The following is a 13,283-nucleotide window of genomic DNA, read 5'->3' on the forward strand; positions in this document are numbered from 1 at the left end:
ACGACTCGCAGCTTGCCATGATCGCGGCAGCGTTGCAGCGCCGTTTGCGCGCGACGCGATGGGGGGAAGCAGGGAGGGGGAAAACGGGGAACAGCGGAGGGAGCCCGCAGGCCGCGCATGCATCGACGCACACACGGCCTGCCGGCGCGGCGCGCGTATCGGCCACGCGCGCCGGCTTCGGGCAAAACGGCTTACTGCTCGCCGTCGCCCTTGATCTGCGGCAGCGCCGACTGTTCACCCGGCGTCAGCAGGCCGACCTGGGTGTAGACGCGCAGCTTGTCGCGCGTGTCGGTGATGTCGAGGTTGCGCATCGTCAACTGGCCGATCCGGTCGCGCGGCGAGAACGTCGATGCCACCTTCTCCATCGACAGGCGCTCCGGCTGATACGTGAGGTTCGGCGACTTCGTGCTCAGGATCGAGTAGTCGTTGCCGCGGCGCAGTTCGATCTTCACTTCGCCGGTGATCGCGCGGGCGACCCAGCGTTGCGCCGTTTCGCGCAGCATGATCGCCTGCGGATCGAACCAGCGGCCTTGATACAGCAGGCGGCCGAGGCGGCGGCCGTTCTCGCGGTACTGCTCGATCGTGTCTTCGTTGTGGATGCCGGTGACGAGACGCTCGTACGCGATGTACAGCAGCGCGAGGCCCGGGGCTTCGTAGATGCCGCGGCTCTTCGCCTCGATGATGCGGTTCTCGATCTGGTCGCTCATGCCGAGGCCGTGGCGGCCGCCGATGCGGTTCGCTTCGAGCAGCAGCTCGACCTGATCCTTGAACTCGACGCCGTTCAGCGCGACCGGCTGGCCGGCTTCGAAGCGCACCGTCACTTCCTCGGCGGCGATCTTCACGTCGTCGCGCCAGAACGCGACGCCCATGATCGGGTTCACGATCTTGATGCCGCTTTCGAGGCTTTCGAGATCCTTCGCTTCGTGCGTCGCGCCGAGCAGGTTCGAGTCGGTCGAATACGCCTTCTCGGCCGACATCTTGTACGCGAAGCCGGCCTGGTTCATGAATTCGGACATTTCGGCACGGCCGCCGAGCTCGTCGATGAACGTCTGGTCGAGCCACGGCTTGTAGATCTTCAGATCCGGGTTCACGAGCAGGCCGTAGCGGTAGAAACGCTCGATGTCGTTGCCCTTGTACGTGCTGCCGTCACCCCAGATGTTGACGCCGTCTTCCTTCATCGCGGCGACGAGCATCGTGCCCGTCACGGCGCGGCCGATCGGCGTCGTGTTGAAGTACGTGACGCCGGCCGTCGTGATGTGGAATGCGCCGCTTTGCAGCGCCGCGATGCCTTCCGCGACCAGCTGCGCGCGGCAGTCGATCAGGCGGGCGCCTTCTGCGCCGTATTCGATTGCACGCTTCGGGATCGCGTCGTAATCGTCTTCGTCGGGCTGCCCGAGGTTCGCCGTGTATGCGTACGGGACAGCGCCCTTCAGTTTCATCCAGTGCAGCGCGGCGCTGGTGTCCAGGCCGCCGGAGAAGGCGATACCGACCTTCTGGCCGGTCGGGAGGCTTTCGAGAATCGTGCTCATAGGAATTACCGTGGATTGAAGTCCGGTGCGTATTTCGCGGAATATGCGAGTATCGGCTGTCCGGGAGGTTGGGGCAAGGGCTGATTTTCGTGCAAATGCGTCGTCGGGCCTGTCGCGACAGGGCTGGCGGGCGGTTAACCGCCCGGAGAATCAGGCGCGCATCAGCATGGAACGGCGGCCGAAACGGGCCGTCGCGAACCGGCGAGCCGGCCCGTGTTTCCGGGGCCGGATCGGTCGGCATGCCCGACTGCCGCGCCTCGGAATGCCGCTTTTCGGGGTGAAATGAAAATGAAAGGTTATCCCGGCTCCGCGCGGCATTCAGCAGCAATGCCCGGATTTTAAATATTCCACGCCTGCGCCGTATCGAGCAGCTTCTCGCGCAACTGTTCCACTTCGCCGGCCAGCTTGATCGTGATCGACACGTAGCCGGACAACTGCGGCGGCGGCGCGTCGGGCGGCGGATCGGCCGGCCGGCGGCGCGGCGCGAGCCGGCTCGGCGTGCCGAACTTCAGCGCGCGGCTCGCGCCGACGAGCGTGTCGCGGATGCGCCGGTTCACGGCCTTCATCGCGGTGCGCATGTACTCGCGGGACGTCACGTCGTCGCGGGCCGGCACCGTGCTCGACAGGATCTCCAGATAGCCGATGCACAGGCGCAGGCTGCGCTGGATCGCCTCGAGGTGCGTGACCGAGATCTCGCACTCCTTCGACACCGACGGCATCAGCGAGCGCAACTGCACCAGCAGCGTGCTCAGCGCGGCCATTTCCTTCAGGTGCGCGTCGTCGCTCACGTGGCGGTCGCCCGCGAGCCGCGCATGCACGGCCGCGCACGCGCGCAGCGCGTCGGCGAGCTTGTAGCGCCACGAGTAGGTCGCATAGAGCGGCAGCGCGAACGAGAACGCCAGCGCGATCGCGATGCCGGTCAGCACGTTCACCGCGCGCCACAGGCCGTCGACGATCTCGTTGTCGCCGTGCCCGGCGACGATCACCATCGTGATCGCCGACAGCAGCGCGATATAGCCGGCCTTGCCGATCGCGTGATACGCGCAGAAGCCGCACGCGATCGCCATCAGCAGATAGATCGCGAGCGGCGCGTGCAGGAACGAGTAGAGCAGGATCAGCCCGAGCCCCGCGAGCGCGCCGATCGACGTGCCGAGCGCGCGCTCGGCCGCCTTCTTGCGGATGTTGCCGTGATGCTGCAGCCCGCCGACGACGATCAGCACGGTGATCGTCGACCATTCGCCGTGCGGCACGCGCAGCCCGGTCGACAAGCCGATCGATACGAGAATCGCGAGCGCGACGCGCGCCGCGTGGATCAGTTTCGCGTGCCGGTAGCGCCGGTACGGGTCCAGCAGCGGACGAAGCGCGTGGCGCAGGAGCGGCGGCACGAGGGAAGGGAGCTGGGCGGTCATGACGTATCGAGGGTGGCCGGCGGGGTGACCGGCGAGGTGACCGGAATACGCGCGGGCGGCTTGCGCGGGCCGGCGCCGCGCCGCGTGCGCAGCTGACGTAACGCTAGCCGAACGCGCGCGGGCTGTCCACGGCGGGGCGGCGCGACGCGGCCAGCCGTCGCGTCACGCGTCGGCCGCGCTCGGCTGCGGGTTCGACACGCGATTGCGGCCGCCGGACTTCGCGCGGTACAGCGCCTCGTCGGCCTGCCGCAGCAGCGTCGCGGCATTCACGCGTCCGCCGGCGGTCGTGGCGGCGCCGATGCTGGCCGTCACGTGCCCGTACGGGCTGCGGACGTGCGCGATGTCGAGCCCGACGATCGCGCGCCGGATCCCTTCGGCGACGGTCGCCGCGCCCCGCGCGTCGGTGTCGGGCAGCGTGACGACGAATTCCTCGCCGCCGTAGCGCGCGACGTGGTCGCTGTCGCGGCGCAGGCAGCGCGACGCGGATTGCGCGACGCGGCGCAGCACGTCGTCGCCGGCGAGATGCCCGTAATAGTCGTTGAATGCCTTGAAATGATCGACGTCGACGAACAGCACGGACAGCGGGCGGCCGCTGCGCGACGCGCGCTGCGCTTCCTTCACGAGCACCGCATCGAACGTGCCGCGGTTGTCGAGCCCCGTCAGCGAATCGGTGTGCGCGAGCCGGTACAGCTTCGCTTCGGCGATCTGCCGGCGCTTGAGCTCGCGCGACAGCGCGAGCGAGCCCCACGCGATGAACGCGGTGAACAGGCCCATCAGCACGACGGTCCAGATCGCGCGATGACGCCACGACGCGTAGATGTCGATCTCGGCGGGCGCGACGTCGACGATCAGCGGCAGGCCGGCGAGGTGCTTGTACACGTAGACGCGCCGCGTGCCGTCGATCGCGCCGGTGCCCGCCAGCACGCCGTCGCGGCTGCGCTGCGATTCGATGAAGAGCGGCGAGTCGTGCAGGTCGAGGCCGACCACGCGCGCGTCGTACGGCAGCCGCGACACGAGCGTGCCGTTTTCCTCGACGATCGCCGCGCTGCCGTGCCTGCCGACCGCGAGGCCGTCGAGCAGCGCGCGGAAGTAGTCGATGCTGAGCGTGCCGACGACGATCCCGCCGAAGCGGCCGTCGGCGAGCGTGATCCGGCGGCTCAGCGCGATGGTCAGCGCGCCGCCGCGCAAGCGGGCCGCGTATGGCCGGCTGATGTAGAGGCCCGGCACGAGCCGGTTGCGATGCACGGTGAAATAGTCGCGATCGGCGAAATTGCCTTGCCGCGGCGGCGACGCGGCGGAATCGATCACGACATTGCCGTGCGGATCCATCACGAAAATGGCGCCGAGATACGCGCCGGTGGCGGCGCGGTCGAACAACAGCCGGTGACGCTGGCGCGGCGGCAATGCCATCAATTCCGGATCGGCGAGGCCATCGACGACGTTTTGCAGTGACAGATCATAGAGTTCGATATTGCGGGAAATATCGCGCTCGATCAGCAGCATCAGGTTGCGCGCATTTTCGACCGCATGATCATACGCGTCGCGGCGCGCCTCGATTAAAAGCGACGCGGAAAGCCCCCAGCTGAACATCAGCAGCACGATGCCCGCGACCAGTACGCCGCGAGGCGACAAAATGCGTGCGACGGCCGACGCGGTATGGCGGCGCAGCGCAGCGAGCAGCGGGTGTGACTTCATCCTCGGGACGGGCGTGGCGGCGGATATTTGCGTCGTGGACGGTTCCGCGCGCTGATTATTTCGCATTAACCCGTATTATCCCGCGAAATTCCGGATTTGGCCGGCAGATGCAAAACATGCATGCCCTGATGACGGTTTGGGTGCGTTACCCATCATTACCGCATCGCGCGTATTCGGTTTGATTTGAATCAATTATCCGCGTCGACGTTTTTGTCTGAATATTGGCGCGCGAGCCCGCCGATGTGTCGTTTTAACGGGTATCGGGCAATTGTCCCCGGTTTCCCGCGCATCGCGCGGTTCGGCATGCCGGGCTCCTCCCGGCGGTCGCGGCCTTTCGACCCGACCGGCGGCGGCGATCGACGCGTCGGGGCCGAGCCGCGGCCAACTCGTTGATTCTGCGGCGTCTGCATGCGGCGGCGGCGCGCTCGGACCCGAGCTGCCCCCATGACGAATCAGGTAGAATCCGCGCTTCGCCGCAGGCGCCCGGCGCGCAACGCGTATCGGGGCCGCATCGAATGCAACGCAGGTGGCGCATCGCGCCCCGATACCGCATGCGCCGGCCCCGGATGCCGGCCCGCTCAACGTTCGTCTCGTTTATGTCCGCAATCCCGAATTCCGACCCACCCGGTTCGTCCGCGAACCCACCCAAGCTTCATCGCGCGCTGAAGGCGCGCCACCTGACGATGATCGCCATCGGCGGCTCGATCGGCACGGGCCTGTTCGTCGCGTCCGGCGCGTCGATCTCGCAGGCCGGCCCCGGCGGCGCGATGGTCGCGTACATGCTGATCGGCCTGATGGTGTACTTCCTGATGACGAGCCTCGGCGAAATGGCCGCGTTCATGCCGGTATCGGGCTCGTTCGCGACCTACGGCGCGAAATACGTCGACGAAGGCTTCGGCTTCGCGCTCGGCTGGAACTACTGGTACAACTGGGCCGTGACGATCGCGGTCGAACTCGTCGCCGCGCAGCTCGTGATGCACTACTGGTTCCCGAACGTGCCGGGCGTCTGGTGGAGCGCCGCGTTCCTCGGCGTGATGTTCCTGCTCAACGCGCTGACCGTGCGCGGCTTCGGCGAGGCCGAATACTGGTTCGCGCTGATCAAGGTCGTCACCGTGGTCGCGTTCATCGGCGTCGGCCTGCTGATGATCTTCGGCATTCTGAAGGGCGCCCCCGGCAACGGCTGGGGCAACCTGACGATCGGCGACGCGCCGTTCGCGGGCGGCCTGCCGGCGATGATGGGCGTCGCGATGATCGCGGGCTTCTCGTTCCAGGGCACGGAGCTGATCGGCGTCGCGGCCGGCGAATCGGAAAACCCGCGCACGACGATCCCGCGCGCGGTGCGCCAGGTGTTCTGGCGGATCCTGCTGTTCTACGTGCTCGCGATCTTCGTGATCGGCGTGCTGATTCCGTACACCGACCCGAGCCTGCTGAAGAGCGACGTGACCGACATCGGCGTGAGCCCGTTCACGCTCGTGTTCCGCCATGCCGGCCTCGCGTTCGCGGCCGGCGTGATGAACGCGGTGATCCTGACCGCCGTGCTGTCGGCCGGCAACTCGGGCATGTATGCGTCGACGCGGATGCTCTACAACCTCGCGACCGAAGGCCGCGCGCCGAAACTGTTCGCGAAGCTGTCGCCGGGCGGCGTGCCGCGCAATGCGCTGTATGCGACGACGGCCGTCGGCGCGCTGTGCTTCTTCACGTCGCTGTACGGCGACAAGACGGTGTACCTGTGGCTGCTGAACACGTCGGGGATGACGGGCTTCATCGCGTGGCTCGGCATCGCGATCAGCCATTACCGGTTCCGCAAGGGTTACGTGCAGCAGGGCTACTCGGTCGACCAGCTGCCGTACCAGTCGAAGTGGTTCCCGTTCGGCCCGCTGTTCGCGTTCGTGCTGTGTCTCGTGATCGCGCTGGGGCAGGACTATCAGGCGTTTCTCGCGAACCGGATCGACTGGGCCGGCGTGGCCGCGACCTACGTCGGCATTCCGCTGTTCCTCGTCGTGTGGCTCGGCTACCGGTTCATGAACAAGAGCCGCTTCGTGCGCTACGAGGACATGGAGATCGCGCCGTGGGTGGCCGCGAATCGCGGCGCGCAAGCACAGCGCGTGACGAACCGCGAAACCGCCGGCTGATGCGGGCGCGGCACGCCGCCGCGCGATACTTGACGAAACGGGAAGCCCACGGGCTTCCCGTTTTCGTTGGCGCGTCCGTTCTTGCCGAACCCGCTTTTTTTGTCGGCTTTCGCCTGCACGGGGTCAAAGCCGGTTATATTTCCCGACCCTACCGGGCTGCGGCCCGGCCGGCGCGACGAGCGCGACGCGGATCGGCATCCGGCGTGCGCGCAGCCTGCGACGGCCGGCGGCGCCCGGCGTTTTCATCGTTTCGTCGGGGCCGGCCCGGCCCGCGAAGCGCGCAACCCAGAGGAATCCATGAGCGCATCACCCGCCGAGCGGAAGGCCGGACCCGTTTCCATCGTGCGAATCGAAGCCGCGATCAACGCGTGGCGCGAAGTGTATCCGCCCGCCCCGGACGGCGAGGACGGCTACGCGCTGGACGCCGGCAGCAACTGCCTGGCCGAGCTGTACGGCGCGATGATCTGCTATCGGCTGCCGGACGTGCCGCTCGATTCGCTGAGCGACGCGCAGCGCGACGCGCTGTACGCGACCGAGGCATGACGCACGTTTGCGACGATGCCGTCACGCAGCGTCGATGAAGAAACGGGAAGCTTCGCGGCTTCCCGTTTTGTTTTACGCGACGCGGTTCGAACCGGTATCGACGCCGGCTGAGGTATCGTCACGGGATCGGGGCAGGCCATCACGGGACGAACGGCGCGCGCGTGGCCCGCGCGCTGCCGGATGAGAACGTCCGGTGCCTGTCCGGGAGGGATCGAACATGGAGTTGAGACACCTCCGCTACTTCGTCGCGGTTGCCGAGGAGCGGAATTTCACGCGGGCGGCCGAGCGGCTGCACATCGCACAGCCGCCGCTGAGCCGGCAGATCCAGCAGCTCGAGGAGGAACTCGGCGTGCCGCTGTTCGAGCGCAACGCGCGGCCGCTGAAGCTGACCGATGCCGGGCGCTTCTTCTATTCGCATGCGGTGCAGCTGCTCGCGCAGACGACCGAGCTCGAATCGATGACGAAGCGGGTCGGCAAGATCGAGCGCAGCATGTCGGTCGGCTTCGTCGGCTCGACGCTGTACGGGATGCTGCCGAAGATCATCCGGCGCTTTCGCAGCGAGTATCCGGCCGTCGAGCTGAGCCTGCACGAGATGTCGACGATGGACCAGATCAAGGCGCTGAAGGAAGGGCGCATCGACGTCGGGTTCGGGCGGATCCGCCACGAGGATCCGAGCGTGCGGCGCGTCGTGCTGCGCGAGGAGCGGATGATCGTCGCGCTGCCGGTCGGCCATCCGCTGGACGGCGCGAAGTCGGTGCTGTCGCTGCACGATCTCGTGCACGACACGCTGATCATCTTTCCGAAGGCGCCGCGCCCGAGCTATGCGGACCAGGTGCTCGCGGCATTCCACGATCGCGCGCTGCAGCCGCGGCGCATCTACGAGACGCGCGAACTGCAGATCGCGCTCGGACTCGTCGCGATGGGCGAGGGCGTATCGGTCGTGCCGCACAGCGTCTACGGCCTGAAGCGCGACGACATCAGCTACAAGCCGCTCGACGACCCGAACCTCGTATCGCCGATCATCATGAGCATGCGGATGCTCGACGAGTCGGAGGACATTCGCGCGATACAGGCGCTGATCTACCGGCTGTACGACGAGTCGCAGATGGAATACCTGCCGCCGCAGCCCGAATGAGCGGGCGCGCGATGGGGGCTTGCTTGACGCGGCGCGCGGCGCCGGGCCACCATCGCAGGCATTCGATGCGGCACGCCGGCGTGCCGCCGTTTTCATGCGGAACGACGACAGACAGATGACCGATATCGTGACCGAGGAGACTTTTGTCGAGACGCCGCAAGGGCGTCTCTTCGCGAAGCGCTGGCGGGGGGCTGCCGCGGTGGACGTGGCCGCGCCTGAGCCGGCCGCACCTATGCCGGCCGCACCGATCGTGCTGCTGCACGATTCGCTCGGCTGCGTCGAACTATGGCGCGATTTCCCCGAACAACTGGCGCGCGCGACGCAACGCGACGTGATCGCGTATGACCGGCTCGGCTTCGGCCGCTCGGATCGTCATCCGGGCCGGCTCGGCACGACGTTCGTGCGCGACGAAGCCGGCCACGGGTTTCATGCGCTGCTCGAGCAGTTCGGCGTCGATGCGTTCGTCGTGTTCGGGCACAGCGTCGGCGGCGGCATGGCGGTCGGCTGCGCGGCCGCGCACCCGGCGCGTTGCCGTGCACTGGTGACCGTTGCCGCGCAGGCATTCGTCGAAGATCGCACGCTCGACGGCATTCGCGCAGCGGGCGAGCAGTTCGATGCGCCGGGCCAGCTCGACCGGCTCGCGCGCTATCACGGCGACAAGGCGGAATGGGTGCTGCGCGCGTGGGTCGACACGTGGCTGTCGCCGGCGTTTCGCGACTGGAATCTCGACGACGAACTGCCGCGCGTACGCTGCGCGACACTCGCGATTCACGGCGAGCAGGACGAATACGGCTCGGACGTGCATCCGAAACGAATCGCCGCGCGCGTGGCGGGGCCGTCGTCGTTCCTGCTGCTCAACGGATGCGGACACATGCCGCACCGCGAGCGGACCGGCGACGTGCTGGCAGCCGTCGCGACGTTCCTGCGCGACGCGGGCGCCTGAGCGTCACGACGACCGGCGGGGCAGGCCCGCCGGTTGTCAGAACGACAGCTGGATCGCGAGGTCGACCGCGAGCAGCGCGATCGAGCAGCCGATGCCGAGGATCACGTTCGGCAGGCGATGCTCGAAATCGCGATGATCCCGGCGCATCGCGGCGCCGAGCAGGAAGATCGCTTCGATGACGATCTGCAATCCGACGAACAGCAGCATCAGCAGATACTCGTAGCCCATCTGCTTGAACGCGGCGAATTGCATCCCGTGATCGCGGATCCACTGGCCGACGCGCAGCAGTTCGTAAGCGAACAGCAAGGCGGGAAACAGGTAGCTGATGAAGTATGTCGGCGCGGTGGCGTGCCGTAGTTCGAGGTGGAAGTGCTGATGCGTGGTAGCCATCACGAATCCCTCCTTGCAATGCATGATTGCGGTCTCGACGGCGGCGCAGCGACGTGCGGACTAGGGGATTGCCCGATGTATCGTGCGTGCCGTACGACACCAGCATACTGCGGCTCGGGAAATTTGGCATCCCGTACGTGCATTCGTTGCAAAAATGCGTGCGCGTCGCACGATGCCGTCAATGGCCGTCAATGGCCGTCAATGGCCGTCAATGGCCGTCGCGGTCCGCGCGCGACGCGTCGGCCGGCGGCGTATCGCTCGCGGCGCCGCGCAGCAGCCACTCCGGATGTTGCTCCAGATCAGCGGCCAGCGCACGCAGCGCGTTCGACGTTCGCGTGAATTGCGCGAGCGCGCGGCGCCCACTGGATGCGGGCGCATCCTCCTGCCCCAGGATCGCTTGCGCGGTCGTGAACGCATGTCGCGCGGCGCCGAGCGCGTCGCGTGCCTGCGGTGCGAGTTCGGTGTCGAGTTGCGCGAACAGCGCACGGGTGTTCGCGAGGGCCGCGTCGACACGCACGCCCATGCGATCGAGCGGCATGCGCGAAAGGGTGCCGGCGATGTCGGCAATGTGCACGCGCAGCACGTCGAGCGTGCCGGGAACGGTCGGGAGTGCGATCGGTAGCCGATCGGTGTCGACCGATGCGGGCGGCGCGTTCGGGAACATGTCGAGCGCGACGTACGACCGGTTCGCAATCAGGTTGCCGACGCGCAATTGCCCGCGCAAACCGCGCGCGACGAGCGTGCGCAGCAGCGCCTTGCCGGCGTCGGTGTCGCCGTTGCCGAGTGCGTCGCGGTAGCGCTGCCCGAGGCGATTGGGATAGAGCGCCATCGTCACGCGCATCGTGACGCTGCCGCGCCGCGCATCGTATTCGGTGCCGACGGCCGTCACGGTGCCGAGTTCGATGCCGCGAAAATCCACCGGCGCGCCGACGTCGAGGCCGCGCAGCGAGCGGTCGAACCGCATGACGACCGGTGCAGCCGGTGCGTTGGGCGTGCGCATCGCATCGATTTCATCGTCGGCCACGCGAAAACGCGCACCGTCGGGCGCCGCGACGATGGTCGTGCGTCCGGGTGGCGCCGCGAATGCGAGACCGCCGGCAAGCATCGCGGCGAGCGACGGCGTGCCGAGCTTCATCCCGCCCGCATCGAGCTGCAGGCCGACGCCGCCCGCCTGCCACCAGCGTGCGTCGGCATCGACGTAGCGATCGAACGGCGCGGCGATGAACACCGCGATCGATACGCCGCGCCCGTCCGCATCGAGCGTATAGCCCGTCACCTGGCCGACGCGCGCGCGCCGGTGATATACCGGCGAGCCGACGCCGACCGAGCCGAGCGAGCTCGCGTGCAGCAGGTAGCGGCGCCCGTTGCCGTCTTCGTCGACGGGCGGCGCATCGAGCCCGGCGAACCCCGTGCGCGGTTCGCGCGCGCGGCCGAGTGCCGCCGCGATATACGCGCCCGACAACAGGGTATCCAGACCGGAAATGCCGCCGGGGCCGATGCGCGGTCGCACGACCCAGAAGCGTGTATCGGCGCTCGCCAGTGCATGCGCGTCGGCGTTCAGCCGCACGTCGACCCGCACGCCCGGTTGCCCGCGCAACGCACGGACGCGCGTGACGCGCCCGACTTCGACGTTGCGCAACCGCAGCGTCGAGCGGCCGGCTTCGAGCCCGTCGGCCGTTGCGAACGCGATCGTGATCGTCGGGCCGCGCTGGCCGAGCAGCGCGACGCCCCAGGCGACGAAGAACGCCGCGGCCGCGAGCGGCACGATCCAGATCGCTGCCCGCGGCCAGTTGCGGCCCATTCGCGCGAGGACGGCGAGCGCCGCCCGCCGTGCATCAGTCGAATTGCGCGACGAGTGCATCCGCACCCTTGTCGATACCGGTTTTCGCCGCGCTCAGCGCGCCGAAGCTCGCGCCGATGTTCATCGCATTCGGATACTGCTTCGTCACGTATGCGTTGATCAGCCGGTTGGTTGCAGCGTCGCGAATTTCCACCGCATAGATGACCGAGCCCGTGAAAGCGCCTTCGCGGCCGCGAATCGCCTGCACGCCGTTGTAGAGATTGCCCGCGAGGTCGAAGTGCGCGAACGCGCCGGCAAAGGCCGTCGTCGTTACCGCGCCCGTAAGCGTCAGTTTCACGCGCAGCGTGTCGGGGCCCGGCGTGCTCGTCAGCTCGAAGCGCTTGCCGAGCTTCTTGGCGAACGTGTCGCCCATGTACGCGGCGAGCGTCGTCTTGTCCTCATCGGTCAGTTTTCCGAACTGATTGTCCGTGCCGCGGTACACCGCCACCGGATCGAGAATCAGTTTCCGGTAGCGGTGCCAGTCGGCGGGCAGCGTGTAGCGATACGGCACGCGGCCGGATTTGTCCTGCGGATCGCTGCGCAGATAAGGGGACGATTCGATGCCCGTATAACGGGCAGGCTGGACCCCGGCGCATCCGGCGAGCGCGACGCAGAGCGCAACGCGGGTCAGATGGCGGGAAGTGATCGAGCGATTCATGCATATCTCCGGGTCGGTTTCGCGCCGGGGAGCGGTGCGAAGGGTGGTACGGCAGGCGGTATTGCCACGGCAGGTTTCTACAAAAAAACCGGCTAGGCGGTTTGTTTTTGAGGCGAGGTTACCCCATGAATTCGGGGCGCGACGCGGCTGTCCAGCATCGATCGTCGGCCGGACAGCCGCGCTGGGGGTGGCATTCGCATGCCCGGGGGCGGTGCGCGAACGCGCTCACGCTCCGGCCGCGGGCGATGCGGGAGCCGATCGTAGCACTGCCGTTTTTGGATGTAAACCGACCAGGCGGTTTGTTTGTGATAGACTCCGCGCACTTCCTGCATGCGGCGTGCGCCAGCTCGGTTGCATTCGCATTGCGTCATTCCATACCGGGGAAAGCTCATGGACAACCCGACGCGTTCCGAGCGGACGCGCACTGCCGCGATCCAGGCGGCGCTCGCGATTCTCGAGCGCGACGGCCCGGGCAAGCTCACGTTCGATGCGATTTCGCGCGAAAGCGGCATCAGCAAGGGCGGGCTGATGCACCAGTTCCGCACGAAAGGCGACGTGCTGAATGCGCTGATGGAGCATCAGCAGGCGTACTACGAACGCTTTCAGCGCGATTACCTGGCCACGCGCGATCCGGACGAAGCCCAGCCGACGCTGTCCGCACAGATCGCGACGATGCGCGAGGTGATCGACCAGCAGCCATCGGCGGCGCTCGCGATCATGGCCGCGCTCGTCGAGGATCCCGAGCCGTTGCAGAAGGTGCGTGAAACCGATGCGAAGAACGTGCAGCGCATCGCCGCCGAATCCGACGATCCCGATCTGGCGCTGCTGCGGTGGAAGGCGGCGTGGGGCATCGCGCTATCGGCGATGTTCGGGCTGTGTCCGCTGTCGGCCGACGAGCGCGCGCGGCTGTTCGACCGGCTGCTCGACGAGACGCAATGGCCGGCCGGCGCGGCGGCAGGCGCGAAGCGCCGCGCGCCCGCGGCGAAATCGTCGCGCAGAAAATGAAGCG

Annotated in this window: 11 protein-coding genes; 5 read left to right on the plus strand and 6 right to left on the minus strand. The window is 67.6% G+C overall.

Going from position 1 to position 13,283, the window contains the following annotated elements:
- Positions 1-191 precede the first annotated feature (191 nt).
- From argG to BME24068_RS17845, 3 genes are all read right to left on the minus strand, one after another.
- A complete protein-coding gene (argG, locus tag BME24068_RS17835) occupies positions 192-1,529 on the minus strand; it encodes an argininosuccinate synthase (protein WP_096505684.1) in 1,338 nt (445 codons plus the stop codon).
- Between the two features lie 338 nt (positions 1,530-1,867).
- Positions 1,868-2,938: an FUSC family protein gene (locus tag BME24068_RS17840; protein WP_174926863.1), complete on the minus strand. Its 1,071-nt coding sequence runs from the start codon at positions 2,936-2,938 to the stop codon at positions 1,868-1,870.
- Between the two features lie 162 nt (positions 2,939-3,100).
- Positions 3,101-4,633, minus strand: a complete 1,533-nt coding sequence (locus tag BME24068_RS17845; protein WP_096505680.1) for a sensor domain-containing diguanylate cyclase — start codon at positions 4,631-4,633, stop codon at positions 3,101-3,103.
- A 596-nt stretch (positions 4,634-5,229) separates the two neighbouring features.
- Between BME24068_RS17845 and BME24068_RS17850 the strand changes: the two genes are divergently transcribed.
- From BME24068_RS17850 to BME24068_RS17865, 4 genes are all read left to right on the plus strand, one after another.
- The gene (locus BME24068_RS17850; protein WP_174926864.1) at positions 5,230-6,765 is read left to right on the plus strand and encodes an amino acid permease; all 1,536 of its coding nucleotides are present in this window, start codon (positions 5,230-5,232) and stop codon (positions 6,763-6,765) included.
- A gap of 297 nt (positions 6,766-7,062) precedes the next feature.
- Entirely contained in the window at positions 7,063-7,308 is a 246-nt protein-coding gene (locus BME24068_RS17855) for a DUF3717 domain-containing protein (RefSeq protein ID WP_006761486.1), read from the plus strand.
- Between the two features lie 217 nt (positions 7,309-7,525).
- Entirely contained in the window at positions 7,526-8,443 is a 918-nt protein-coding gene (locus BME24068_RS17860) for a LysR family transcriptional regulator (RefSeq protein ID WP_174926865.1), read from the plus strand.
- Between the two features lie 115 nt (positions 8,444-8,558).
- Positions 8,559-9,386: an alpha/beta fold hydrolase gene (locus BME24068_RS17865; protein ID WP_174926866.1), complete on the plus strand. Its 828-nt coding sequence runs from the start codon at positions 8,559-8,561 to the stop codon at positions 9,384-9,386.
- 36 nt (positions 9,387-9,422) lie between these two features.
- Here the strand turns inward: BME24068_RS17865 and BME24068_RS17870 are convergent, their stop codons facing one another.
- The 3 genes from BME24068_RS17870 to BME24068_RS17880 form a co-directional block, all read right to left on the minus strand.
- Entirely contained in the window at positions 9,423-9,776 is a 354-nt protein-coding gene (locus BME24068_RS17870) for a hypothetical protein (protein WP_096505674.1), read from the minus strand.
- A 208-nt stretch (positions 9,777-9,984) separates the two neighbouring features.
- Positions 9,985-11,577, minus strand: a complete 1,593-nt coding sequence (locus tag BME24068_RS17875) for a PqiB family protein (RefSeq protein ID WP_174926867.1) — start codon at positions 11,575-11,577, stop codon at positions 9,985-9,987.
- A 34-nt stretch (positions 11,578-11,611) separates the two neighbouring features.
- Entirely contained in the window at positions 11,612-12,274 is a 663-nt protein-coding gene (locus tag BME24068_RS17880; protein WP_174926868.1) for a DUF3313 domain-containing protein, read from the minus strand.
- Positions 12,275-12,664: 390 nt separating this feature from the next.
- On the opposite strand from BME24068_RS17880, the gene BME24068_RS17885 reads away from it, so the two are divergent.
- Complete coding sequence (locus tag BME24068_RS17885) at positions 12,665-13,279, plus strand: TetR/AcrR family transcriptional regulator (protein WP_096505670.1); 615 nt, start codon at positions 12,665-12,667, stop codon at positions 13,277-13,279.
- Positions 13,280-13,283 lie beyond the last annotated feature (4 nt).

It is taken from the genome of Burkholderia anthina (assembly GCF_902498995.1).
Classification (GTDB): Bacteria; Pseudomonadota; Gammaproteobacteria; order Burkholderiales; family Burkholderiaceae; genus Burkholderia; species Burkholderia anthina.

Bases quoted from the DNA above. Each gene is read 5' to 3' on its own strand.
- argG (WP_096505684.1), bottom strand. From the start codon at position 1,529: ATGAGCACGATTCTCGAAAGCCTCCCGACCGGCCAGAAGGTCGGTATC.
- BME24068_RS17840 (WP_174926863.1), bottom strand. From the start codon at position 2,938: ATGACCGCCCAGCTCCCTTCCCTCGTGCCGCCGCTCCTGCGCCACGCG.
- BME24068_RS17845 (WP_096505680.1), bottom strand. From the start codon at position 4,633: ATGAAGTCACACCCGCTGCTCGCTGCGCTGCGCCGCCATACCGCGTCG.
- BME24068_RS17850 (WP_174926864.1), top strand. From the start codon at position 5,230: ATGTCCGCAATCCCGAATTCCGACCCACCCGGTTCGTCCGCGAACCCA.
- BME24068_RS17855 (WP_006761486.1), top strand. From the start codon at position 7,063: ATGAGCGCATCACCCGCCGAGCGGAAGGCCGGACCCGTTTCCATCGTG.
- BME24068_RS17860 (WP_174926865.1), top strand. From the start codon at position 7,526: ATGGAGTTGAGACACCTCCGCTACTTCGTCGCGGTTGCCGAGGAGCGG.
- BME24068_RS17865 (WP_174926866.1), top strand. From the start codon at position 8,559: ATGACCGATATCGTGACCGAGGAGACTTTTGTCGAGACGCCGCAAGGG.
- BME24068_RS17870 (WP_096505674.1), bottom strand. From the start codon at position 9,776: ATGGCTACCACGCATCAGCACTTCCACCTCGAACTACGGCACGCCACC.
- BME24068_RS17875 (WP_174926867.1), bottom strand. From the start codon at position 11,577: ATGGGCCGCAACTGGCCGCGGGCAGCGATCTGGATCGTGCCGCTCGCG.
- BME24068_RS17880 (WP_174926868.1), bottom strand. From the start codon at position 12,274: ATGAATCGCTCGATCACTTCCCGCCATCTGACCCGCGTTGCGCTCTGC.
- BME24068_RS17885 (WP_096505670.1), top strand. From the start codon at position 12,665: ATGGACAACCCGACGCGTTCCGAGCGGACGCGCACTGCCGCGATCCAG.